This is a genomic window from Janthinobacterium sp. SUN033 (assembly GCF_030397595.1).
GTDB lineage: Bacteria > Pseudomonadota > Gammaproteobacteria > Burkholderiales > Burkholderiaceae_D > Janthinobacterium > Janthinobacterium kumbetense.
Map to the genome: position 1 here is coordinate 529,087 of NZ_JAPQNV010000001.1, position 21,672 is coordinate 550,758.

Sequence of the window (21,672 nt, forward strand, 5' to 3'; positions counted from 1 at the left end):
TGTCATGGGTGCCGGCGGGCGGCAAGTGTTTCCTTGCCGAGTGTTGAAATGCGCAAAAATCAAATGATGGAATGTATTTTCTTTAAGAAACAACAGGTTCTGGAATAAAATACCCCCGCGCGCCGCTGGCGTGCATCGTCTGATGAATCTGTCGAGGAGCAAGCATGGCAAGGCCAGAGAAAGTCCGGCTCGGTGAAATTTTGGTGCAGCAGAAATTGCTGACGGAAGAACAGTTGGGCCAGGCCTTGACGGAACAGAAACGTTCGGGACGCAAGCTGGGCCGCGTTTTTGTCGAGCACGGCTTCGTCACGGAAGAGCAGATTTCGGGCGCCCTGGCGCGCCAGCTCGACATTCCCTACATCAACCTGAAGTTTTTCAACATCAACCCCGAACTGGTGCGGCTGCTGCCGGAAACCCAGGCGCGGCGCTTCCGCGCGCTGGTGCTGGAAGACCGCCGCGAGGGTTTGCTGGTCGGCATGTCCGATCCCACGGACCTGTTCGCGTACGATGAAATCTCGCGCCTGGTCAAGCGCCATATCGAACTGGCCGTCGTCAATGAGACGGAAGTGCTGGCCGCCATCGACCGCATCTACCGCCGCACGGAAGACATTTCCACCCTGACGCGCGAGCTGGAGCAGGACCTGGGCGACGTTTCCGTCGACTTCGGCGCGCTGGCCGCCAATCCGGGCCTGGAAGAGGCGCCCATCGTCAAGCTGCTGCAATCCGTGTTCGAGGATGCCACGCAGGTGCGCGCCTCGGACATCCACATCGAGCCGCAGGAAGGCCGGCTGCAGATCCGCTTCCGCATCGACGGCGTGCTGCACCTGCAGACGGAAGCGGACAGCAAGATCGCCAGTTCGCTGGCGCTGCGCCTGAAACTGATGTCGGACCTCGATATTTCCGAAAAGCGCCTGCCGCAGGATGGCCGCTTCGCCATCCGCGTGAAAAACCAGCGTATCGACGTGCGTATTTCCACCATGCCGACGCAGTATGGCGAATCGGTGGTGATGCGCTTGTTGAACCAGGGCGGCACGACCTTGCGCCTGGACGCCATCGGCATGCCGCCCGCGCTGGTGGCGCAATTTCGCGCCATTGTCAGCCGCCCGAACGGCCTCGTGCTGGTGACGGGGCCGACCGGCAGCGGCAAGACGACGACCTTGTACTGCGCCTTGTCCGAACTCAATTCCGTGGAAAAAAAGCTCATCACGGTGGAAGACCCCGTCGAGTACCGCTTGCCGGGCATTAACCAGGTGCAAGTAAACGACAAGATCGAGCTGAATTTCGCCAGGGTGCTGCGCTCGGCCCTGCGGCAAGATCCCGACATCGTGCTGGTGGGCGAGATGCGCGACCAGGAAACGGCGCAAATCGGCTTGCGCGCCGCCATGACCGGTCACTTGGTGCTGTCGACCCTGCATACCAACGACGCCATCAGCACGCCGCTGCGCCTGATGGACATGGGCGTGCCCCGCTACATGGTGGGCAGCTCGCTGCAAGCCGTGCTGGCGCAGCGCCTGGTGCGCGTGATCTGCGAAAGCTGCAGCACGCCATACGCGCCCACGCCGAACGAATACGAATGGCTGCGCCTGGAACTGGGCGAGCTGGTCGAACGCAACCAGTATTTCCACGGCAAGGGCTGTTCGCATTGCAACGGCATGGGTTACCGGGGCCGCACGGGCGTGTACGAATTGCTGGAAATCACGCGCGCCGTGGCCGATGCCGCCAACCATGCCGATCCGTCCCACTTCATGAAGGTGGCGACGGCGCAGATGGCGGGCGAAACCCTGCGCCGCCACGCCGTGCAGCTGGTGGTCCAGGGCCGCACGACGGTGATGGAAGCGATGCGCATCAGCAACCAGAGCGAGGATTGAGGTGCCGTTTTTCTCCTACAAGGCGCGCAGCGCCAGCGGCGAACTGTTGACCGGCGTCATGGAAGGCGCCGACAGCGGCGCCGTGGCCGACCAATTGATGGCGGGCGGCAGCACGCCCGTCGACATCAGCGCCACGAAACAGACGGTGACGAAGGCGGGCGCCAACCAACTGGGCTGGTGGGACAAGCTGACCGAGAAAAAGGTCACGCCCATGGACGTGCAATTGTTCAGCCGCCAGCTGTACACCCTGCTCAAGGCGGGCGTGCCCATCATGCGCGGCCTGGCCGGCTTGCAGGAGTCGGCCATCAGTCCCGCATTCGGGCGCATCATCAAGGATGTGCGCGAATCGCTCGACGCGGGCCGCGAACTGTCGGCCGCCATGGCGCGCCATCCCGCCATCTTCACGCCGTTCTACCTGTCGATGGTGCGCGTGGGTGAAATGACGGGGCGCCTCGATGAAGTGTTTTTGCGCCTGTTCGACCACCTGGAATTCGACCGCGACATGCGCGCGCGCGTGAAAACGGCGACGCGCTACCCGACCTTCGTCGTCTTCGCCATGCTGGCCGCCATGGTGGTGGTGAACATCTTCGTCATTCCCCAGTTCGAGAAGGTGTTTGCCAGTTTCCATGCGGAACTGCCCCTGATGACGCGCATCCTGATCGGTATCTCGCGCTTTACGGTGACGTACTGGCCCATTTTGCTGATGCTGGGCGTGGGCGGCTTTTTCGGCTGGCGCGCCTGGCTGCGCACGAAAGAGGGTTTATATAAGTGGGATCGCGCCAAGCTGCGCCTGCCGATCGCCGGCAAGATCATCCTGAAGGGCACGATGGCCCGCTTCGCGCGCAGTTTTGCCCTGTCGAGCACGAGCGGCGTGCCCATCGTGCAGGCGCTGACGGTGGTGTCGCAAACGGTCGACAACACGTATCTGAGCGCGCGCGTGGAGCAGATGCGCGACGGCGTCGAGCGGGGCGAAAGCATCTTGCGCACTTCGGTCGCGGCCAACGTGTTTACGCCCGTGGTGCTGCAGATGATCGCCGTGGGCGAGGAATCCGGTTCGCTCGACGACCTGATGGACGAGATCGCGGACATGTACGAGCGCGAGGTCGATTACGAGCTGAAAACCCTGTCGGCGCAGATCGAGCCGATTTTGATCGTCTTCCTCGGCGCCATGGTGCTGGTGCTGGCGCTGGGCATCTTCCTGCCGATCTGGGACCTGGGCCGGGCGGCCCTGCACTGATGGCAACACCGCTCCGCCAGCGCGGTTTCACCCTGTTCGAGCTGGCGGTGGTGGCGGGCGTGTTCGCCATCCTGACGGCCGTGTTCCTGAACCGGGTCGGCTATTACCAGCGACAGGCGCAGCAGGTGGCCGTGGCGCAGATGCTGGGCGTGCTGCGCACCAGCTTGCGGGTGCAGGTGCTGCACCTGTACCTGGCGGATCGGCGCGACCAGTTGCCGGCGCTGGCGCGGCAAAATCCGTTCGACTGGCTGATGGATAAGCCGGCCAACTACTTGGGCGAGTTCGCGCAGCCGGAGCTTGAAAAATTGCCAGCGGGGAATTGGCTGTACGATAAAAAAGAACAAAAAATCATCTATTTGTTTAGTAATGGCAATATTTTTCCCAGTAAAAGGGTTGATTTAGTGAAATTTAAGGTAACCTTGCCACGTGCGGATGCCGATCTTGACAAGCTCGCCCAGGAACCCGATATCGTGGTGTGGCAATCGCCGGACCCGGCGGCAAACTGACGCGCTTCCTGGTCCGGTGCAGCGACGGTGTCATGGCGTTGGTTTTGAAGTTTTTTTATTTGATTTTGGAGAAAGCAAGAATGAACAAGTCTTTACGTAGTATGAAAAGCGGCGCCCAGGCAGGTTTTACCCTGATCGAATTGATCGTCGTCATCGTGATCCTCGGCATCCTGGCCGCCACGGCAATTCCTAAATTCATCGACATGTCGACCGAGGCGCGCGTGGCCAAGATGCAGGCGGCGGCGGGTGCCTTGAAGTCTGGTTCGGCCCTGTTCCACGCACAATGGTTGGTCAAGGGTTCGCCTGCGGACAGCGTTGCCATCACCATGGAAGGCACGGACGTCAAGGGCGTCAGCGGCTATCCGTCTATCGCTTCGCCTGGCATCGCCGCGGCGGCAGGTGGTCTGCTTGACTACGATACCACCACCACTGCTGCAACGGCGACCGTGTTGACTGTATTGCCTGACAGTAAACATCCAAATTGCAAGGTGACCTATACGGCTGCCGTGGCTGCCGCAGGCACCACACCGGTCCAGCCGCCGGTGGTTGACGCGACGGCCCTGGGCACGCCGGCCAACTGCAGTTAATACAGGCGTGCAGATGCCGTGCCGGCAAACCGGCACGGCCGCGCCATGTTTCCGCCCGCCCAACGCCAGGCTATGCCGGTTGGGCTTTTTTACGGGTATCTCCATTGTCCTTGCCATCGATCATCTTGCCGCAACGTCTGGCGCTACCGCAGGCTAGGCTGCAGTGCCGCCCACGCGGCTTCACCTTGATCGAGCTGGTGGCCGTGCTGGTGCTGGCGGGTTTGCTGGCGACCTTTGCCGTCAACCGGTTTTTCCAGCGCGACACTTTTGACGCGCGCGGTTTTGCCGACCAGGTGACGAATATCGTGCGCTACGGGCAAAAACTTGCGGTGGCGCAAAACCGTGCCGTGTTTGTGCGCATCGATGCCAACAGCGTGGCCCTGTGCTTCGATGCCGTTTGCAGCGCTGACCAGAAAGTGGTGCCGCCCGCGGGCAAGAACAGCGGCAGCAAGGAGACGCAGCAGTATTGCCTGGGGAGCAATTGGCTGTGCGAAGGCCGTCCGTCCAACGTCAAGCTGTCCACCGATGTGACAGGCGAGCCCAGTTTTTATTTCGACGCGCTGGGCAAACCATATGCGCAGAACGATGTGTTCCCGGCGCCATCGGCTTTCCCGGCGCGGCTGAACATCAGTATCCTGGGTGACGGCACGGAGCGCGTCGTCACGGTCGAGGGGGAGACCGGCTATGTCCATTAGCCAGCGGCGCCGGCGTGAACGCGGCGTGACTCTGATCGAACTGGTGCTGTTCATCGTCATCGTCGGCCTGGCCTCGGCCGCCATCCTGGGCGTGATGAGCCTGACGACGCAACACAGCGCCGATCCGCAGCTGCGCAAGCAGGCGCTGGCGATTGCCGAAGGCATGCTGGAAGAAATCCAGCTGGCGCGGTTTACCTATTGCGATCCGCAAGACCCGGCCGCGGAAACGGCGACCAGCCCGGCCGGCTGCGCCATCCCGGAAGGGCCGGGGGAAGAGGCGAACGGCGCGGGGAGGCCGTTCGACAACGTCAACGATTACGTGAGTGCGTATGGCACAGCCACGGAGTACAAGACGGATGCCCAGGGTAATGCCTGGGCTGCCAGCCCCACCCAGAATTACACTGCCTTGGTGACGATCACCGAGCAAGCCCTGAACGGCTTGCCTGCGACGGAAAGCCTGCATATCCAGGTGGTCGTGCCGTATGCCGACCAGCAGATCGTGCTCGACGGCTATCGCGTGCGCTATGCGCCGAATAGTATCCCATGAGTATCCCATGAGAAATTTCTATAACGCCAGGCGCCGCCCGCGCGGCTTTACCCTCGTCGAGATGGTCATCGTGATCGTCATCACGGGCATCATCGGCGCCATGGTCGCCGTCTTCATCCGCGTGCCCGTGCAAGGTTATATCGACACCACCGCGCGCGCCGCGCTGGCCGACACGGCCGACACGGCAGCGCGCCGTCTGACGCGCGACGTGCGCCTGGCCCTGCCCAACAGCGTGCGCGTGTCGAACGACGGCCTGTTCCTGGAATTGCTGCTGACCAAGACGGGCGGACGCTACCTGAGCGACAGCGATCCGTCGGGACTGGGCAGTGTGCTGAGCTTTGAGACCCCTCCCGACACCAGCCTTCCTCTGAACTTTACCGTCGTCGGCGCCATGCCCGCAGATGCGCTGGGCGCGCGCCAGGCGATCAGCGTGGGCGACCAGATCGTCGTCTACAACCTGGGCGGGGCGGGCGCGCCGAACAATGCGTATGCCTGCAGCGCTGCCACCGGCTGCAATCGCGCGCCAGTCACGGGCGTAGCCGGCACTGTCGTCACCTTGGGCAGCTATCCTTTCACGACGGCGCCCGCGCCGCTGCCGTCGCCGTCGAACCGTTTCCAGGTGGTATCGACGCCCGTCACCTATGCGTGCGATCTGAAGAGCGGCACCTTGACCCGTTACGCGGGCTATGTCATCCAGGCTACCCAGCCGGTTGTGGAAAACACGGTCCCGCTGGAGGCGAAGAAGGGAGCACTGCTGGCGCGCCAGGTGACGGCTTGCCGTTTCAGCTATGGCATTTTGGCCAACGTGCAGCGGGGTCTGGTGAATATCGACCTGAGTCTGGGGGCGGCGAACAGCAATACGGGCGTGCTGCGCCTGGTGCAACAGGTACAGGCGAGGAATACGCCATGAGGCGCTTGCTGCGCTGTCGCGCCGGCCGCATGCGCGGTTTCAGCCTCGTCACGGCCATTTTCCTGCTGGTGGTGCTGGCCGCGCTGGCGGCCGTGATGGTGAATATCTCCACTTTCCAGCAGACGGAATCGGCCATGGACGTGCAGGGCGTGCGCGCCGAACAGGCCGCGCGCGCCGGTCTCGAATGGGGGCTGCAGCAGCAGATCAGCGCCGGCCTGACCGCCGGTGCGGCGTGCATCGGTCCGGCCAGTTTCAGCTTGCCGGCGGGCACGACGCTGTCCTCGTTCAGCGTCAGCGTGCAATGCAGCACGGCCACGGGGCCCGGCACCTTGACCAGCTGGACCATTACGGCCACGGCGTGCAACCAGCCGGGCACTGTCGAGCCGTTCTGTCCGAACGCGGGCAACAACGCGGACTATGTTCAGCGCCGCCTGCAAGCCGTGTTGTCGCAGTAAGGTCAACTGCGTGCAAAAAAGATCGCTAATTTATTGTTTTTACACAATAAAGTTGGCTTCATGAATTAAAATTGGCTGGATGCATTAACTGCGCGACAAGATCGGGCAGGCACTTACACTGGATAGGTCGCATGGGTTTATTCGCAAGAGCAAGGAAGTATGAGGGTTGGCTGGCCACGGCGTTTGGCCGGGAAGGCGTCAGCGCTGTCGTTGTCGAACGTCCCGCCGACGGCATGCCGCGCGTGCTGGGCGCCAGTTACCAGGCGGCCGCGCGGCCGGCGCCGGTCGAGGTGCTGGAAAAACTGGGCAAGGACGTGCAGGCGGCAGCGCGCCACTGCACCACCGTGCTGGCCGGCGGCGAGTACCAGTTGCTGTCGCTGGAAGCGCCTGCCGTGCCGCGCGAGGAGCTGAAGACGGCCGTGGGCTGGCGCTTGAAGGACATGCTGGACTTTCCCCTGGCCGAAGCCACCATCGACGTGTTCGACATCCCCGGCGACCCGAACGGCACCCAGCGGGGCAGCAGCGTGTTTGCCGTCGCCGCGCGCAACAGCGCCGTGTCGCGGCGCCAGGCGTTGTACGCCGAATGCAAGATCGGCCTGTCCGTGATCGATATCCCCGAGATGGCGCAGCGCAATATCGCCACCTTGCTGGAAACGCCGGGACGCGGCATCGCCGTGCTGTATTTCGATGGCGACGGTGGCTTGCTGACCATGAGTTTCAATGGCGAGCTGTACCAGGCGCGCCGCATCGACGTGACCCTGACGCAATTGCAGTCACCCGACGCCAGCCAGTATTACGACCGCGTCACCCTGGAACTGCAGCGCTCATTCGACCACTTCGACCGCCAGTTTCATTTCATTTCGCTGGCCCGATTGATGCTGATGACGGGCGCGGCCGACGGCTTGCACGCCTATCTGGCCGACAATCTCTACATGCCGGTCGAGCAGCTGGACCTGGCCACGGTGCTGGACTTGTCGCAGGCCGCCGAATTGTGCGACCCCGCCATGCAGGCGCGCTACTTCCTGGCCATCGGCGCCGGCTTGCGCGAGGTTGGCTTGCATCCGGGCAAGCATGAAGGGAAGGGCGCATGAGCCAGCAGATCAATCTGTTCAATCCCCAGTTTGAACTGCAAAAACACCATATGTCGGCGCGCACGGCCGGCCTGGCCTTGGGCGGCCTGGCGCTGGCCCTGCTGGCCGTGGGCGTGTTGGCCCAGCAAGCCTTGACCGGCCTGGAACGGCGCGAAGCGGGCGTCAAGGCGGCGCTGGTGCAAGGCGAGGCGAAGCGCGACCAGGCTTTGCGCGATTTTCCTCCACGCAAGAAAGATCCGGCCCTGGCGCAGGAACTGGCGGCCGTCGAGGCGCAACGCCAGTTGCTGCAGGATGCGTCGAACGTGCTGGAAAGCGGCAAGCTGGGCAATACCCTCGGCTATGCCGGCTATTTCCGCGCGCTGGCGCAGGCCAGGGTCGAGGGCGTATGGCTGACGGGCGTGGATATCGCCGGCGCCGGCAATGACTTCGGTTTGCAGGGCCGCGCCTTGCACGCGTCGCTGCTGCCCGCGTACATCACGCGCCTGGGCCAGCAGGAAGTACTGCGAGGCAAGACCTTCGCCAGCCTCGACATTAACCAGTCCGGGCAGCCGGCCGTGGCCGAGGGCAAGGCGCCTGGCCTGCCGTATGTCGCGTTCAGCCTGCAGTCGGCCGACCGCGCCGCCGGGCCGGCCGGACCTGCCACGCCGCCGAAACCTGTTACGGAAGGAACACGCTGATGCTGCCCTTGCTGAAGAAATGGGCCGCCGCCTTCGACGCCCTCAGCCTGCGCGAGCGGCTGATGGTGTTCGGCGCCGGTGCTGCCGCCGTCCTGTTCGTGTTTTATTTCATGAGCTTCAATCCCCTGCTGGCGAAACGCGCGGCGCTGGAGGCGAGCATTGCGCAAAAACAAAGCCTCCTGAGTGCCACCGACAAGGAAGTCGAGCTGACCATGCTGGCCCATGCCACCGATCCCGACCAGGAAGCGCGCACGCGCCTGGCGGCCTTGCAGGCGGAAACGGCGTCCCTGGCGCAGGCGCTGCGCGAGAAGCAGCACGGCCTGGTGGCGCCGGAGCGCATGGTCACCTTGCTCGAACACTTGCTGCGCCGGCACGCGGGACTGCGCGTGGTGTCGCTGAAAACCCTGCCCGCCAGCGCCGTGGGCGCGCGCCAGGCCGACAGCGCGAACGGCGATGCGGCGGCCAGGGCGCCGGCCCCGGCGCCACTGCTGCACCAGCATGGCGTGGAAGTGGTGCTGCAAGGCAGTTATGCCGACATGGTGCAATACATGCAGGCGCTGCAAGCGATGCCGACGCGCGTCTTCTGGGGCGCCGCCCACCTCGACGCCGCCAGTTACCCGGGCGCCACCCTGACCCTGACCTTACATACCCTCAGCATGGACGATACATGGATCGCACTCTGACCCTGGGTTCCGCGCTGCTGGCACCCTTCCTGATCCTGAGCCTGGCATCGCCGGGCGCGCAGGCGCAGGCGCTCGACGATCCGACGCGCCCGCCCGCGGCCCTGTGGGCGCCCGCCGACGCCGCGCCCGCCGTCGCGGCCCGGCCGCAGCTGCAATCGGTGCTCGTTTCCACCCAGCCGGGCGGACGCCGCCTGGCCGTCATCGATGGCCAGACGGTCAAGGTGGGCGGCAAGGTGGGCGACGCCGTGGTGGTGGAAATCCGCGACACGGCCGTATTGTTGCGGCGTGGCAAATCACTGGAAACCTTCAAGCTGTATCCCAGCAGCAAGACCAACAACAAGGCCGATCGCAAGACCGATAGCAAGACCGACCGCAAGCAGGAGTAGAAGAAGTGGCCAAGCAACTCAATCAACACAAGGCGAGCATGTTCAAGATCAGTACGATGGCGGCTGTCATCAGCGTCAGCCTGGGCCTGGGCGGCTGCAATGTCGCGCCCGTCAAGCGCGACACCTATAATGCGATCACCGATGCCGTCAAGGGTGCGGCAGCTACCACGGCGCCAGCGGCCCAGCCGGACGCCGTGGAAGCGGCGCTGCTGCCGCCCGTAGCGGCCCTGGCCCAGCAATTGCCGAAGGCCCGCGCCGCGCTCGACGAGCGCTTCAACGTGGCATTCAACAATGTGCCGGCGCGCCAGTTCTTCACTTCCATCGTGGCCGGCACGCGCTACAACATGCTGGTCCATCCCGACATCGGCGGCACGATTTCCGCCAATCTGAAGGACGTGACCCTGTTCCAGGCGCTCGACGCCGTGCGCGAACTGTATGGCTACGATTACAAGGTCGAGGGCACGCAGATCTACATCAAGCCCCTGACCATGCAGACGCGTTTGTTCCATGTCAATTACCTGACGGGCGCGCGCCGCGGCAGTTCCAACCTGCGCGTGTCGTCGACGTCGGTGGGGTCCGTGGGCTCGACCAACTCGGGCGGCTCCGGCAACAGCGGAAATGGCGGCAATAACAATCAGGGCAACAACAACGAGCAGAACCAGCAAACGAATGGCGGCCAGGGCGGCCGTACCCTGGACAGCAGCAACCTGACCACCTCGTCGACGGCCGATTTCTGGCCGGAACTGAAGGCGGCGCTGGAAGCCATCGTCGGCAGCAGCGACGGCGGCCGGCAAGTGGTGCTGAGCCCGCAATCGGGCGTGATCGTCATCCGCGCCATGCCGGAAGAGTTGCGCAATGTCGACATGTATTTGAAGGCCACGCAATTGTCCGTCGACCGCCAGGTGATCCTGGAAGCGAAAATCCTCGAAGTCGAACTCAACGACAACACGCAGACGGGCATCAACTGGGCCTCGTTCGCCTCGATCAAGAGCGGCCACACGAACCGCATCTCGACGGGCTTCATCCAGCCGGGCGGCACCCTGGCGCCGCTGCCGTTCAACGGCGGCCAGCCGCCCAACATGACGAATGGCAGCGGCTTGACGGCCAGCAGCGGCTTTGGCCTCAGCTCGGCGGCGACCTCGGCCGGTTCCATGTTCGGCCTGGCCTTCCAGACGGCCAATTTCGCGGCGATGATTTCCTTCCTGGAATCGCAAGGCTCCGTGCACGTGCTGTCGAGCCCGCGCATCGCCACCATGAACAACCAGAAGGCCGTGCTGAAGATCGGCACGGACGAGTTTTACGTGACGGGCGTGTCGACCACGACGAATACGACGGCCAGCGGCGCGACGACCAGCCCCAACGTGACCTTGCAGCCCTTCTTTTCCGGCGTGGTGCTGGACGTGACGCCGCAGATCGATGCGGATGGCAACATCATCCTGCACGTGCACCCGTCCGTCAGCCAGGTGTCGACCATCAGCAAGGAAATCGACCTGGGCAGCGCCGGTTCCCTGAAACTGCCGCTGGCCGCCTCCAGCACGTCGGAGATGGACAGCATGGTGCGCAGCCAGGATGGCCGTATCGTCGCCATCGGCGGCCTGATGCGCCAGGCTACGACGTCGGACCGCTCGCAAGTGCCGGGCGCGGGCGATATCCCCGTGCTGGGCGCGCTGTTCCGCAACACGGGGCAGGTGATCCAGAAGCGCGAACTGGTGGTGCTGATCAAGCCGACCATCGTCGACGGCGCCAATAGCTGGAACGAGGACTTGCTCGATTCGGGCAAGCGCATCGAGGCGCTCGACCCGCGCCGTCCGTCGGAGCGGCGCTAAATGTACCAGGCCCATTTCGGCTTGCGCGAGGCGCCGTTCGGCCTCACGCCCGATACCAGTTTCTTCTTCAACGGTCCGCAGTCGCAAAAGGCGCTCAACACCTTGCTGGTGGCGGCGCGCAATGGCGAGGGCTTCATCAAGATCACTGGCGAAGTGGGCACCGGCAAGACTTTTCTTTGCCGCAAGTTCATGCAATCCTTGGGGCCGGACTTCGTCACGGCCTACATCCCGAATCCGAACTTGCCGCCCCGTTCGCTGATCCTGGCGCTGGCCGAGGACCTCGATGTCTTGCTGGAAAAGGATATTGAGCAGCATCAGTTGCTGCGCGCACTCAACTTGCGCCTGCTCAACCTGGCGGCGCAAGGCAAGCGCGTGCTGCTGTGCCTGGACGAAGCGCAGGCGATTCCCGTCGACAGCCTGGAAGCGCTGCGCCTGCTGACCAATCTGGAAACGGAAAAGCGCAAGCTGCTGCAGATCGTGCTGTTCGGCCAGCCGGAACTGGACGTCAAGCTGGCCCTGCCGGAAATCCGCCAGCTGGCGCAGCGCATCACCTTTCACTATCACCTGGGGCCCTTGTCGCGCGACGACGTGGATTTCTATGTGGCGCACCGCCTGCGCGTGGCCGGTTTCGACGGCGCGCGCCTGTTCAGCCGTGGCGGCGTGGCCAAGCTGTACCAGGCGTCCGGCGGCATCCCGCGCCTGATCAATATCATGGCGCACAAGGCGCTGATGGTGGCGTATGGCGAAGGGCGGCAGCAGGTCGGCGGCCGCCACGTGGCGCTGGCCGCCAGCGACACCCTGGCCAGCAAGCCGCACCGCTTTTGGCGCAGGCCGTGGCCATGGCTGGCCGGCGCCGGCGTGCTGGCCGCGGCCTGCGGCGCGAGCTGGACTTTATTGAACCGATGACGAAGATGAGCCTGTAGATGAGCCTGATTAACAAGATGTTGCAAGACCTCGATGCCCGCGGCACCCCCGATGGACGCGGCGACGCGGCCGGTATCCGCTCCGTGCCCGAACGCGAGCGGGGCGTCTCGCGCGCGCTGGTCTTCGGCGGTGCGGCCGGCTTGACGGCCGCCGCCATCGCCCTGGGCTGGGTCTACCTGAAGCGCCCGGCCGTGCCGCCCGTGCTGGTCAGCGTGGCCAGTACGCCGGTCCTGGTTCCAGTGCCGGCACCGGCGCCTGTCGTCGTTGTACCCGCGCCCACGCCCGTCGTGGCGGCGGAACCCGAACCCGTATTTCAGGCCGAGGAAGCCACCCCCGCGCCCGCCAAGCTGCGTGCCGCCGACATGCGCCGCATCACGGAACACGCCGCCAAGCCTGCCGCTGCGCCCGTGGTGAAGACGACTGCGTCCGCTGCGAGTGAACGCATCATTGATGGAAAACAAGTCACGCCGCAGCAGCGCGTGGAGAATGAATACCGGCGCGCGCTGGCCCAATTGCAGGATGGCCGCGTGTCCGACGCCATGTTGGCCTTGCAGCAGACCCTGCAGCTGGACCCGCGCCATCAGGGCGCGCGCGAAACGCTGGTGCGCCTGCTGCTGGAAGCACAGCGTCCCGACGAGGCGGCCCGCCAGTTGCAGCTGAGTTTGGCGCTGGACCCGAAACAGCCGGCGCAAGCGATGATGCTGGCCCGTTTGCAGCTGGACAAGGCCAATGGCGGCGCGGCGGCCCTCGATACCCTCATGCGCAGCTTGCCGTACGCCGCCGACAGCGGCGAATACCACGCCTTCCTGGCCGGCGTGCTGCAGCGCGAGCAGCGCTACCGCGAAGCGGCCGAACACTACCAGCTGGCCCTGCAGGCGGCGCCCGACAACAGCGTCTGGTGGATGGGCCTCGGCATCGCCTTGCAAGCCGACAACCACCCGGCCCAGGCGCGCCAGGCGTTCGAGCGCGCCAAGGGCTTGCAAACCCTGTCGCCCCAGCTGCAGGCGTTTGTCGAGCGCAAGCTGGTGCAGCTGACGGCGGCTGAGGCGAAGTAACTATTACCTCAATGAAAGAAACAGCTTGAAGCCTCTGCATCTGCTCATCGTTCTTTGCTGCCTGGCCAACAGCGCACTTGCCGCCCCCGCCAGCGCGCCGGCCAGCTACGTTCTTGAGAATACGGAAGTGCGCGACCTTCGCGCGCAAGCCTTGAAGCGCGATTACCAGCTGTATGTCGCCTTGCCCGATTCCTATCGGCAGGGCAATAAGCGCTATCCGGTGCTGTTCGTTGTCGACGCCAATTATGCATTTCCCGTCGTGCGCAATATCGCGCAGCGCCTGAACAAGCATGCGGGGATGGAAGAAGTCATCGTGGTCGGCTTGTCGTACGCCAACGGCGATGGCGGGGTGTACAGCCGGCGCCGCGACTATACGCCCACCACGCCGCGCAAGCACGATTACCGCTCGGACATGCCGGGGCGGCAGCCCGCGTTCGGCGAAGCGAAGGCGTATGGCCAGTTCATCTCGGGCGAGGTATTTCCCTTTATTGCGCAGCACTATCGCGCGAACATGCAGCGCAAGGTGTTCATCGGCCATTCCTACGGCAGCTTGCTGGGCCTGCAATTCCTGCTGACGGAACCGCGCACCTTCGAGCACTACATCCTCGGCAGCCCGTCGCTGTGGTACGACGCCGGCGTCATGTTCGACCGCGAACAGGCGTATGCGGCCAGCCACAAGGACTTGCCGGCATCCGTGTTCTTCGGCATCGGCGGCCTGGAAAAGCTGGCGGCGGGCAAGAAGCGTTCACGTTCGGAAGAGGACGCCGACATGGTGGCCGACTTGCGCGAATTCGATGGAAAGTTGACATCGCGCAAGTTCCCCAGCTTGAAGACGCGCTTGCGCGTCTTCGCGGATGAAGATCACGCGAGCGTGTTTCCTTTCGTGCTCACGCATGGCTTGCGGGCGTACTTGACGTCCGCAAAATGACGGGCGCTTACGGGCGCATCAATGCCGGCAGGATCAACTTGGTCAGCAATTTTTCGCTGATGCCATGGGCGTCGCGCACCTGGAAGTTGGTCGTGGTGATGACGACCACGGCATCGAGCTCCGGCAGGACGAGCACTTTATTGCCGCCGGAACCCGCCATGCCATAGCTTTGCATCGTGCGGCCATTGGCCGTGAACGGTTGCAGCCACCACAGGTAGCCGTAGTCCATGCCCTCGCGCGCGTTGGCGTGGGGCGCGATCGAGCGCTTGACCCATTCGGCCGGCATCACCTGCTTGCCATGCCAGCGCCCGCCGTCGAGGTAGAGCTGGCCAAGCTTCATCAGATCCACGCTGCGCAGCTGCAAGCCTCCGCCTGTCATGGCGCTGCCCTTGGGCTGGAATTGCCATTTCACCTTGTCGATGCCAAGCGGCTTGAACAGGTTGGCGGCGGCGAAGTCCGGCACGCCCTGGCCACTCACCTTTTCAAGCAGCGGTCCCAGCAGGGTTACGCCGGCCGTGCAATAGCTCCAGGCGCGGCCATACGGCGATTGCTCGGGGCGGGGCTGCCATTCGGGAAAGCCGCGGATCGGCAAGTCCGCCACGAAGCGGCTCCAGTCTTCCACCAGATACATGCGCTCTTCGTTGCCGCGCGAATGCTGGTTGTCGTCGTCGCACTCGAGCAGCGAGCTCATGGTCAGGAAATCCTCGACCGTGATCTTGTCCTTGCGCGGGTCGGCATGGGCCAGCGGGCGCAGTTCCGGAAAGTAGGGCAGGACGGGGGTGTCGGCGCGCAAGAGCTTGCGCTCGATGGCCAGGCCGACCAGCATGCCGGCCACCGTCTTGCCCACGGAGCGCGTGTTGCGCAGGCTTTCGGCGCCATCCTTGTCGAAGTAGTGTTCGTAAAGCAGCTTGCCATGCTGCGCCACCACGACGCTGGTGACTTGCTTGAAGTCGCCCGCTTCGATGGCGGTGGTGACGCCGTCCAGCTCGCCTGCGTGGACGTTGCTGCCGAAGGCGAGAAGAAGGGGGAGGTATCGCAACATGGTGTACTCCTGAGTTGGAAAAGTTCAGTCTAGTCTTGTAAATTGGGCATTGTCTTGGACGTTTGAAACATTTGGCGGCGATAGTTGCTGGGCGTCATGCCGTAGCGGGCCTGGAAGGCGCGCGTCATGTGGCTCTGGTCGGCAAAGCCCACGCTCAGCGCCACGTCGGCCATGCTCAGTTCCGGGCGGCGCAGCAAGCCGCTGGCCTGGTCGACGCGGCGCCAGCGCAGCAGGTCGCCCGGCGAACAGCCCCAGGCCTGGCGGAACACGCGGGCCATGTGCACGGGATGCACATCCAGGGCGGCGGCCACGTCGGCGATGCGCAGATGCGTGTCATTGGCCAGGTCCATCACGGCTTCATACGCCTGGTGGGCCCAGCCGGGCAGGGCGGGGCGCGCCTGCCGGGGCGCCTTGTGCAGGCTGGCCAGCATCTCCCACGCGCCCGCTTCGAGCAAGGCGCCGTCGCCGCCGCGGCCCACTTCGCGCGCGAGCCGGAACGCGGCCGCCGCGCTGGCCGTATCGCGCAACACGGTGGCGCACTCCTGGGCCGCATGCAATTCCTCGGCGCCCGACAGCAGGGCAGGGTCGAGCGATACCGTCATGAAACTGCCCTTGCCATCGACGAAGCGGTCGCGGTGCGTCGTGCCGGCAGGATTGAAGACGAGGGTGGGCGAAGGCGCGCGCGGCGGGGCGTGCAGGGCGCTGGAAATATACGTGCCGGACAGAACGAAGACGAAGTGGGCATCGTCATGCCGGTGCGTTTCGACTTCATCCTCGCCACGCGTGGCCTTCAGGCGGCGGATATCGAAGATGCTGCCGCGCGCGCCGTGATGCACGTCGCCATAGAATTGGCCGGATTTGAACTGGAGTGGAGTGGTCATATCGGCATGGTATGTGCGGCCGCCCTGACGGGCGAGCGCGGGACGACGAATGGCGCCAGACGCAGGATGAACGGTCGATTCGGGGGAATGCACGGAATGTGGGACGGCGGCTCAGGCCGGTTTTGCGTGGCCGCTGGCAGGCGTGCAGGGGTGCCGGGGCGGCTATGTGTAAAATTTGCGCAGCGTCCAGATGTCGTCGTCGATACTGGATCGCGCCAGGGGCGAGCCGCTGGAATGCCGGGCGCCGCCCGCCAGGCAGTGCCAGCGTCGTCATGAACTCTCCGACCGCCGGAAGCGGTCATCGATAAGGTCAGGTGCAATGCGTACATTGAATGAATTATTGGATAGTGAAGACCCGGCGTTTCCGCTGATCCGGCAATGGGTCAGCGAGGCCGACATCCCGGTGGAATTGCTGCCGCCCTCGGCCGGCAGGGAAGATGTGCTGCTGAGCCTGCAGGTCACCACGCGTTCCCCCCTTGGCGCGATCGCCTATGAAACGGGCGGCATCCTGGTGGATGACGGCTGGCTGCGGATATTGGGCTCGGGACATGGCAAGCTGGAGCGGAACCTTGCTACGTGGAACGAAGGAAAGGCCGAAGGCTTTCTGTTGGTGGCCGACGACGTGCTCGGCGGCTTTTTTGCCATCAACGGCGGCGCACTCGGGGCCGACCAGGGCAAGATGTATTACCTCGCGCCCGAGACGCTGGCATGGGAAGCGCTGGAGATCGGCTACACGGCGTTCGTCGAATGGGCTTTTACTCGCCAGCTGCGGCAGTTTTACGGCCGGCAGCCCGGCGATGCGCAGGATTTTGACGAATTGCCCGAATTGCCCGAATTGCCTTTGCCCGGCGACCTCTGCCTGAATTTTTATCCATTTCTGTGGACGCAAGAAGGTTCCCTCAAGACCAGCTCGCGGCGCGCCATTCCCGTGGAAGAGCAGTGGGTGCTCAACCTTGATCTGCAACAGAAGTTGCTGGACGCTCCTGCGGGCGCGAACTGAGGCATGGCTTGCGGGCGTCTTTGACGGCATCGCCCTGCGCATCCCGGGCCGGCGAAATGGCGTTTCAACCCCCGATTCGAGCGCTTTGTCGCAATGGCAGGCGCGAGAAAAGGGATAGGGGATAGCATACGATGGGCTTTCTCGCGATGCGCCGCCCGCCAGCGAGTGTCCGATACTGCCGCGGCAGGCATCGGACGCTTCTCAATGACCTCGATCAGGATGAATACGCATGAAATTGACCCTTCCACATGTCCTCTCCACTTGTCTGCTGGGCGCCTTGGGCGTTATCGGCAGCGCGCACGCGGCTCCCGCCGATGCCGAACTGGTCGCCTTGGTGCAGCGCCATGCGCAGGCGCAGAGCAACTTTGATCAAGTGGCCTTGAACGCCATCACGGCGGAGAATTATGTGGAAATATCGCCGGTCGGCGAGGTGGACGGGCGTGCAAAAATGCTCGCCTTCTATGCGCCGGAGCAGAAGCGGCCGAGTCCCCAGCTGCAGGTCGATGAACCGGTGGTGCGCCTGTTTGGCGATACGGCGCTCATCTCGGCGCGTCTGTCCTACCGTCTCAACCAGGATGGGGTAGCCCGCAATTTCGCCCTGCGCGCCGGCTATGTCGCTCGGCTTGTCGACAAGCAATGGCTGCTGGTCAGCGCACAGTACACGGGCATCCGCCCGCCGAAACCGTGAAGTGAGCCGTGCCTGGCGCCCGGCGGTGCCCGGCCAGCCTACAGCCGCGCCTCGTCGCCCCACACGTGCCGCATGCTGAAATGCATGCCGGCATCGTCTTCGTGCAGCGACGAGACGATGGCGAACTGGCTGTCGCCCGTGTCGCGCGGCGTCATCTGCGATAGCTCGGCGGCGGCCAGCGGCGCGCCCAGCGGGTCGCTGAGCGGATGCACGTGGCCGGCGCCCCGTTGCGTCACCACCCCCAGTTCGCCGCTGCGCAGGCGTACCAGGGTGCCGGGCGGATACTTGCCCAGCAGATTGACGAATTGCTCGCCCAGCAGCGGGTCGATGGGCACGCCCTGGTCGAGGAAGATGTGCTGCAGCGCCTGGTCGGGGACGATGGAACGGCGGTAGTTGCGCGCCGAGACGCGGGCGCAATAGCGGTCGGCCAGGCCGATCAGCTTGGCGTTTTGCAGGATTTCATCGGCCGTGCGCCCCTGCGGGTAGCCGCTGCCGTCGTCATTTTCATGGTGCAACAGCACGCAGCTCAGCCATTCCTCGTCATCGACGCCGGCGCAGCGCAGCAATTCCGTGCTTTCCTGCGGATGCTGGCGCACGATGCGCATTTCATCGTCGTTCAGGGGGCCGCGCCGGTCCTGGAAACTGTCGTGGTGGCGCAGCATGCCCACGTTCATCGTCAGCGCGGCCGCGCCGATCAGCAGCAGTTCATCGTGGGACTTGTGCATGCCGCGGCCCACCAGCATGGCCAGCAAGGCCGTTTCGATGCAGTGGCGCACGGCGTAGCTGCCGGCGATCTGGTTGAGCAGGATGCTGGCCAGGGCGATATCGGCATCGTGTTCGAGCGCGCGCAGCAGTTCGCGGGCGATGTCGCGCACGTCGCGCTCGGCATTGCTTTCGCTGCGCAAGTCGAGCAGCAGCCGTTCCAGGCGCTGCGCCGCCTCATTGAGCAAGCGCAAGACGGATGGCTGGTCCGGCGCGCCCACGTACAGGCCCAGCTGCAGCAAACGGCCCAGCTGCGTGCCATCCGTGATGATCTGCCCCTTGCGCAGTTGCGGGCCGGCACTATGGTCAGCCAAAAACAGATCCCAGGGCAGGGGTTCGCCGGGAACCAGGTCGGCCGGGCCGATGCGACGCTGTACCATCTGTCATCCTTTGCCCCGCCGCAGCGAAGCCATGTTCAGTGCTCGGTTATATGCTGCGCAGGCGCTCCAGCGCCAGGCGCAAGGTCTCGTCTTTCTTGGCAAAGCAGAAGCGCACGATGCCCGACTCCTTGCCCTGCACGTAAAACGCGGAAACGGGAATGGCTGCCACCTTGATTTCCGTCGTCAGCCATTCGGCGAACTGCGCTTCGGTCTCTTGCGAAATCGCGTCGTAGCGCACGCACTGGAAATACGTGCCGTCGGCCGGCAGCAGGGTAAAGCGGCTGCCCGCCAGGCCGTCGCGGAACAGGTCGCGCTTGCGCTGGTAAAACGCGGGCAAGTCCAGGTAGGGCTGCGGATTCGCCATGTAGCCGGCGATGCCGTGCTGCATCGGCGTGTTGACGGTAAATACGTTGTACTGGTGCACCTTGCGAAATTCCGCCGTCAGGGCCTTTGGCGCCGCCACGTAGCCGACTTTCCAGCCCGTCACGTGATACGTCTTGCCGAAGCTGGAGACGATGAAGCTGCGCGCCGCCAGTTCCGCGTTGCGCGAAAGCGACGCGTGCGGCACGCCGTCGTACACCATGTGCTCGTACACTTCGTCGGACAGGATCAATATTTGCGTGCCGCGCACGATGTCGGCCAGCGCGGCGATGTCCGCCGGGCGCAAGATCGTGCCCGTCGGATTGTGCGGCGTATTGATGATGATCAAGCGCGTCTTGCTGCTGACGGCGGCGGCCAGCTGGTCCCACGGCACGCTGTAGCCTTGTTCACCCACTTGCATGGACACCAGCACGGGCACGCCGCCGGCCAGGGCGATGGCGGGCAGATAGCTGTCGTAGGCCGGTTCGATGACGATGACTTCGTCGCCCGGATGCACGCAGCACAGGATGGCCGTGGTCAGCGCCTGCGTGGCGCCGGCCGTGACGGTGATTTCCGTGCCCGCGTCATAGTTGTGGCCGTACAAGCTGGCGATTTTCGCGGCGATGGCCTCGCGCAAGGGCGCGGCGCCCGTCATCATCGGATACTGGTTGTGGCCGGCGCGCATGGCGTCGCTGACCAGGTCGACCAGGGCCGGGTCGCAATCGAAGTCGGGAAAGCCCTGGCCCAGGTTGACGGCGCCATGCTGGGCCGCCAGGCTGGACATGCGGGTAAACACGGTGGTGCCCACGAGAGGCAAGCGGGTGGTCAGGGTGGGAGTCGTGCAGGGCAGGGACGGGCTGTTCATGAGCGGTAGGGGCGCGGTGCGGAAAGTGGAATCGTTTCCCATTCTAGCGCAGCGCACCCCGTTGCGTGCGGGGCTTTGGCGCCTCAGCCTGGCAAGGCCCAGCCTTCCGGCACCATGATCTTGAACATGCCGGCCTTGGCCGTCTTGCGGGCCAGTTTCAGCAGGGCCTTGTCCTTGGTGATGAGGATGTCGGCGTTGGCGTCGCGCGCCAGTTCGAGGAACTTCTGGTCATCCTTGTCCGTGCAGACGGGCAGGCGCACGCCGGAGACGGGCGGCGCCACGACCGTGATGTGGGCGTCGAAGCGGGCGGCGGCGACGGCGCGGCTGGCTTCGTCGAGCGGCAAATGTTTGTAATGCAACACGACCAGATATTCCGCGCGGCAATCTTCGCGCGTGATGGCGTGCACGGCGCCGCTTTCCATGGCCGCCAGCAGGGGCGCCCAGCGCGGGTCGTTGAAGACGAACAGGTCGAGGCAAACGTTGGTGTCGAGGACGAGTTTTTGTGGAGCAGGTATCATGTCGGCAATTCTATTCTGTAGTGATAATTTATGTTGATCGTGCTTTCGCCCGCCAAGAGTCTCGACCTGGAGACGCCGCCAACAACCTCGTTGCACAGCACCCCCGATTTTCTTGACCATTCCGCCCAGCTCATAGCCCGCATGCGCCAGTTTTCGCCCGCCGAAGTGGGCAGCCTGATGGGCATTTCCGATGCCTTGTCGGCCCTCAACGTGGCCCGCTACGCTTCCTGGACGCCCAAGCTGGCGGAAGCGCGCCAGGCCATCATGGCTTTCAATGGCGACGTGTATGCCGGTTTCGAGGCGCGCAGCCTGCAGCCGGCCCAGCTCGACTATGCCCAGTCGCGCGTGCGCATCCTGTCGGGCCTGTACGGCTTGCTGCGCCCGCTGGACCTGATCCACCCGCACCGCCTGGAAATGGGCACGCGGCTGTCGACCACGCGCGGCAAGGATCTGTACGCATTCTGGGGCGACACCATCACCAACGGCCTGAACCGCACGGCAAAAGAGCAGGGCGCCAAGGTGCTGGTCAACCTTGCTTCCGAGGAATATTTCAAATCCGTCAAGCCGCGCCAGCTGGACGTGCCCGTCATCGCGCCCGTGTTCGAGGACTGGAAGAACGGCAAATATAAAATCATCTCGTTCTACGCCAAGCGCGCGCGCGGCATGCTGGCCCGCTATGCGGCCGTCAATGCCATCCGCGACCCGCAGCAGCTCAAAGAATTCGACGTCGACGGCTACGGTTTCGTGCCGGAAGCGTCGAACGATACCAGCTGGGTGTTCCGGCGCAAGGTGGGTGTATAA

The 21,672-nt window shown here is 64.3% G+C and carries 24 protein-coding genes; 19 read left to right on the top strand and 5 right to left on the bottom strand.

The annotated features are described in order from the left end of the window. Window positions 1-164: 164 nt before the first annotated feature. The 16 genes from OX460_RS02505 to OX460_RS02580 all read left to right on the top strand — a co-directional run bounded on the left by OX460_RS02505 (window position 165) and on the right by OX460_RS02580 (window position 14,375). Window positions 165-1,868: a GspE/PulE family protein gene (locus OX460_RS02505; protein ID WP_034781098.1), complete on the top strand. Its 1,704-nt coding sequence runs from the start codon at window positions 165-167 to the stop codon at window positions 1,866-1,868. Between the two features lies 1 nt (window position 1,869). Further along, the gene (locus tag OX460_RS02510) at window positions 1,870-3,105 is read left to right on the top strand and encodes a type II secretion system F family protein (protein ID WP_289897530.1); all 1,236 of its coding nucleotides are present in this window, start codon (window positions 1,870-1,872) and stop codon (window positions 3,103-3,105) included. Next, window positions 3,105-3,611 carry a prepilin-type N-terminal cleavage/methylation domain-containing protein gene (locus OX460_RS02515; RefSeq protein ID WP_289897531.1) on the top strand — a complete coding sequence of 169 codons (507 nt, stop codon included), beginning with the start codon at window positions 3,105-3,107 and terminating at the stop codon, window positions 3,609-3,611. Before OX460_RS02510 ends, OX460_RS02515 begins: the two co-directional genes overlap by 1 nt. Next, window positions 3,581-4,198 (top strand): type II secretion system protein, encoded by a 618-nt coding sequence (locus OX460_RS02520; RefSeq protein ID WP_289897532.1) that lies wholly within the window; start codon window positions 3,581-3,583, stop codon window positions 4,196-4,198. The genes OX460_RS02515 and OX460_RS02520 overlap by 31 nt, the downstream gene beginning before the upstream one ends. A 104-nt stretch (window positions 4,199-4,302) precedes the next feature. Continuing rightward, window positions 4,303-4,893 carry a type II secretion system protein gene (locus OX460_RS02525; protein ID WP_289897533.1) on the top strand — a complete coding sequence of 197 codons (591 nt, stop codon included), beginning with the start codon at window positions 4,303-4,305 and terminating at the stop codon, window positions 4,891-4,893. Next, complete coding sequence (locus tag OX460_RS02530; RefSeq protein ID WP_251348312.1) at window positions 4,883-5,440, top strand: type II secretion system protein; 558 nt, start codon at window positions 4,883-4,885, stop codon at window positions 5,438-5,440. Before OX460_RS02525 ends, OX460_RS02530 begins: the two co-directional genes overlap by 11 nt. A gap of 7 nt (window positions 5,441-5,447) precedes the next feature. Beyond that, the gene (locus tag OX460_RS02535) at window positions 5,448-6,350 is read left to right on the top strand and encodes a prepilin-type N-terminal cleavage/methylation domain-containing protein (RefSeq protein ID WP_251348313.1); all 903 of its coding nucleotides are present in this window, start codon (window positions 5,448-5,450) and stop codon (window positions 6,348-6,350) included. Then, entirely contained in the window at window positions 6,347-6,805 is a 459-nt protein-coding gene (locus OX460_RS02540) for an agglutinin biogenesis protein MshP (protein WP_251348314.1), read from the top strand. The genes OX460_RS02535 and OX460_RS02540 overlap by 4 nt, the downstream gene beginning before the upstream one ends. Before the next feature lie 131 nt (window positions 6,806-6,936). Continuing rightward, on the top strand, window positions 6,937-7,896 hold the full coding sequence (locus tag OX460_RS02545) for an agglutinin biogenesis protein MshI (RefSeq protein WP_289897534.1): 960 nt from the start codon (window positions 6,937-6,939) through the stop codon (window positions 7,894-7,896). Further along, window positions 7,893-8,573, top strand: coding sequence for an MSHA biogenesis protein MshA (locus tag OX460_RS02550; protein ID WP_289897535.1), 681 nt, complete (start codon window positions 7,893-7,895; stop codon window positions 8,571-8,573). Before OX460_RS02545 ends, OX460_RS02550 begins: the two co-directional genes overlap by 4 nt. Further along, the gene (gene gspM, locus OX460_RS02555; RefSeq protein WP_251348317.1) at window positions 8,573-9,256 is read left to right on the top strand and encodes a type II secretion system protein GspM; all 684 of its coding nucleotides are present in this window, start codon (window positions 8,573-8,575) and stop codon (window positions 9,254-9,256) included. The genes OX460_RS02550 and gspM overlap by 1 nt, the downstream gene beginning before the upstream one ends. Continuing rightward, window positions 9,241-9,642: an MSHA biogenesis protein MshK gene (locus tag OX460_RS02560; RefSeq protein WP_289897536.1), complete on the top strand. Its 402-nt coding sequence runs from the start codon at window positions 9,241-9,243 to the stop codon at window positions 9,640-9,642. Before gspM ends, OX460_RS02560 begins: the two co-directional genes overlap by 16 nt. Before the next feature lie 38 nt (window positions 9,643-9,680). Next, complete coding sequence (gene mshL, locus OX460_RS02565; protein ID WP_289897537.1) at window positions 9,681-11,468, top strand: pilus (MSHA type) biogenesis protein MshL; 1,788 nt, start codon at window positions 9,681-9,683, stop codon at window positions 11,466-11,468. After that, a complete protein-coding gene (locus tag OX460_RS02570; protein WP_289897538.1) occupies window positions 11,469-12,374 on the top strand; it encodes an AAA family ATPase in 906 nt (301 codons plus the stop codon). A gap of 17 nt (window positions 12,375-12,391) precedes the next feature. Then, a complete protein-coding gene (locus OX460_RS02575; protein ID WP_289897539.1) occupies window positions 12,392-13,447 on the top strand; it encodes a tetratricopeptide repeat protein in 1,056 nt (351 codons plus the stop codon). Window positions 13,448-13,472: 25 nt separating this feature from the next. Further along, window positions 13,473-14,375 (top strand): alpha/beta hydrolase-fold protein, encoded by a 903-nt coding sequence (locus tag OX460_RS02580; RefSeq protein WP_289897540.1) that lies wholly within the window; start codon window positions 13,473-13,475, stop codon window positions 14,373-14,375. Window positions 14,376-14,382: 7 nt separating this feature from the next. Here OX460_RS02580 and OX460_RS02585 read toward each other — a convergent pair whose 3' ends face one another. Both OX460_RS02585 and OX460_RS02590 read right to left on the bottom strand, forming a co-directional pair. Further along, a complete protein-coding gene (locus OX460_RS02585; protein WP_289897541.1) occupies window positions 14,383-15,417 on the bottom strand; it encodes a serine hydrolase in 1,035 nt (344 codons plus the stop codon). A gap of 29 nt (window positions 15,418-15,446) precedes the next feature. Then, on the bottom strand, window positions 15,447-16,298 hold the full coding sequence (locus tag OX460_RS02590) for a helix-turn-helix transcriptional regulator (RefSeq protein ID WP_251348322.1): 852 nt from the start codon (window positions 16,296-16,298) through the stop codon (window positions 15,447-15,449). A gap of 319 nt (window positions 16,299-16,617) precedes the next feature. On the opposite strand from OX460_RS02590, the gene OX460_RS02595 reads away from it, so the two are divergent. Beyond that, window positions 16,618-17,298 (top strand): DUF2625 family protein, encoded by a 681-nt coding sequence (locus OX460_RS02595; protein ID WP_251348323.1) that lies wholly within the window; start codon window positions 16,618-16,620, stop codon window positions 17,296-17,298. A 229-nt stretch (window positions 17,299-17,527) separates the two neighbouring features. Beyond that, entirely contained in the window at window positions 17,528-17,986 is a 459-nt protein-coding gene (locus OX460_RS02600; protein WP_251348324.1) for a nuclear transport factor 2 family protein, read from the top strand. Window positions 17,987-18,024: 38 nt separating this feature from the next. Here OX460_RS02600 and OX460_RS02605 read toward each other — a convergent pair whose 3' ends face one another. The 3 genes from OX460_RS02605 to OX460_RS02615 all read right to left on the bottom strand — a co-directional run bounded on the left by OX460_RS02605 (window position 18,025) and on the right by OX460_RS02615 (window position 20,871). Next, complete coding sequence (locus tag OX460_RS02605) at window positions 18,025-19,128, bottom strand: HD domain-containing phosphohydrolase (protein ID WP_099667534.1); 1,104 nt, start codon at window positions 19,126-19,128, stop codon at window positions 18,025-18,027. 46 nt (window positions 19,129-19,174) lie between these two features. Next, the gene (locus OX460_RS02610; protein ID WP_289897542.1) at window positions 19,175-20,353 is read right to left on the bottom strand and encodes a pyridoxal phosphate-dependent aminotransferase; all 1,179 of its coding nucleotides are present in this window, start codon (window positions 20,351-20,353) and stop codon (window positions 19,175-19,177) included. Between the two features lie 83 nt (window positions 20,354-20,436). Further along, entirely contained in the window at window positions 20,437-20,871 is a 435-nt protein-coding gene (locus tag OX460_RS02615) for a putative toxin-antitoxin system toxin component, PIN family (RefSeq protein WP_070281998.1), read from the bottom strand. A 30-nt stretch (window positions 20,872-20,901) separates the two neighbouring features. Here OX460_RS02615 and yaaA point away from each other — a divergent pair, with 30 nt between their 5' ends. Further along, window positions 20,902-21,672, top strand: coding sequence for a peroxide stress protein YaaA (gene yaaA / locus OX460_RS02620; protein ID WP_251348327.1), 771 nt, complete (start codon window positions 20,902-20,904; stop codon window positions 21,670-21,672).

Coding starts and splice junctions, on each gene's coding strand:
- OX460_RS02535 (WP_251348313.1), top strand. CDS start 5,448: ATGAGAAATTTCTATAACGCCAGGCGCCGCCCGCGCGGCTTTACCCTC.
- OX460_RS02605 (WP_099667534.1), bottom strand. CDS start 19,128: ATGGTACAGCGTCGCATCGGCCCGGCCGACCTGGTTCCCGGCGAACCC.
- OX460_RS02550 (WP_289897535.1), top strand. CDS start 7,893: ATGAGCCAGCAGATCAATCTGTTCAATCCCCAGTTTGAACTGCAAAAA.
- OX460_RS02560 (WP_289897536.1), top strand. CDS start 9,241: ATGGATCGCACTCTGACCCTGGGTTCCGCGCTGCTGGCACCCTTCCTG.
- mshL (WP_289897537.1), top strand. CDS start 9,681: ATGTTCAAGATCAGTACGATGGCGGCTGTCATCAGCGTCAGCCTGGGC.
- OX460_RS02505 (WP_034781098.1), top strand. CDS start 165: ATGGCAAGGCCAGAGAAAGTCCGGCTCGGTGAAATTTTGGTGCAGCAG.
- OX460_RS02600 (WP_251348324.1), top strand. CDS start 17,528: ATGAAATTGACCCTTCCACATGTCCTCTCCACTTGTCTGCTGGGCGCC.
- OX460_RS02610 (WP_289897542.1), bottom strand. CDS start 20,353: ATGAACAGCCCGTCCCTGCCCTGCACGACTCCCACCCTGACCACCCGC.
- yaaA (WP_251348327.1), top strand. CDS start 20,902: ATGTTGATCGTGCTTTCGCCCGCCAAGAGTCTCGACCTGGAGACGCCG.
- OX460_RS02615 (WP_070281998.1), bottom strand. CDS start 20,871: ATGATACCTGCTCCACAAAAACTCGTCCTCGACACCAACGTTTGCCTC.
- OX460_RS02530 (WP_251348312.1), top strand. CDS start 4,883: ATGTCCATTAGCCAGCGGCGCCGGCGTGAACGCGGCGTGACTCTGATC.
- OX460_RS02545 (WP_289897534.1), top strand. CDS start 6,937: ATGGGTTTATTCGCAAGAGCAAGGAAGTATGAGGGTTGGCTGGCCACG.
- OX460_RS02595 (WP_251348323.1), top strand. CDS start 16,618: ATGCGTACATTGAATGAATTATTGGATAGTGAAGACCCGGCGTTTCCG.
- OX460_RS02570 (WP_289897538.1), top strand. CDS start 11,469: ATGTACCAGGCCCATTTCGGCTTGCGCGAGGCGCCGTTCGGCCTCACG.
- OX460_RS02540 (WP_251348314.1), top strand. CDS start 6,347: ATGAGGCGCTTGCTGCGCTGTCGCGCCGGCCGCATGCGCGGTTTCAGC.
- OX460_RS02590 (WP_251348322.1), bottom strand. CDS start 16,298: ATGACCACTCCACTCCAGTTCAAATCCGGCCAATTCTATGGCGACGTG.
- gspM (WP_251348317.1), top strand. CDS start 8,573: ATGCTGCCCTTGCTGAAGAAATGGGCCGCCGCCTTCGACGCCCTCAGC.
- OX460_RS02515 (WP_289897531.1), top strand. CDS start 3,105: ATGGCAACACCGCTCCGCCAGCGCGGTTTCACCCTGTTCGAGCTGGCG.
- OX460_RS02585 (WP_289897541.1), bottom strand. CDS start 15,417: ATGTTGCGATACCTCCCCCTTCTTCTCGCCTTCGGCAGCAACGTCCAC.
- OX460_RS02575 (WP_289897539.1), top strand. CDS start 12,392: ATGAGCCTGATTAACAAGATGTTGCAAGACCTCGATGCCCGCGGCACC.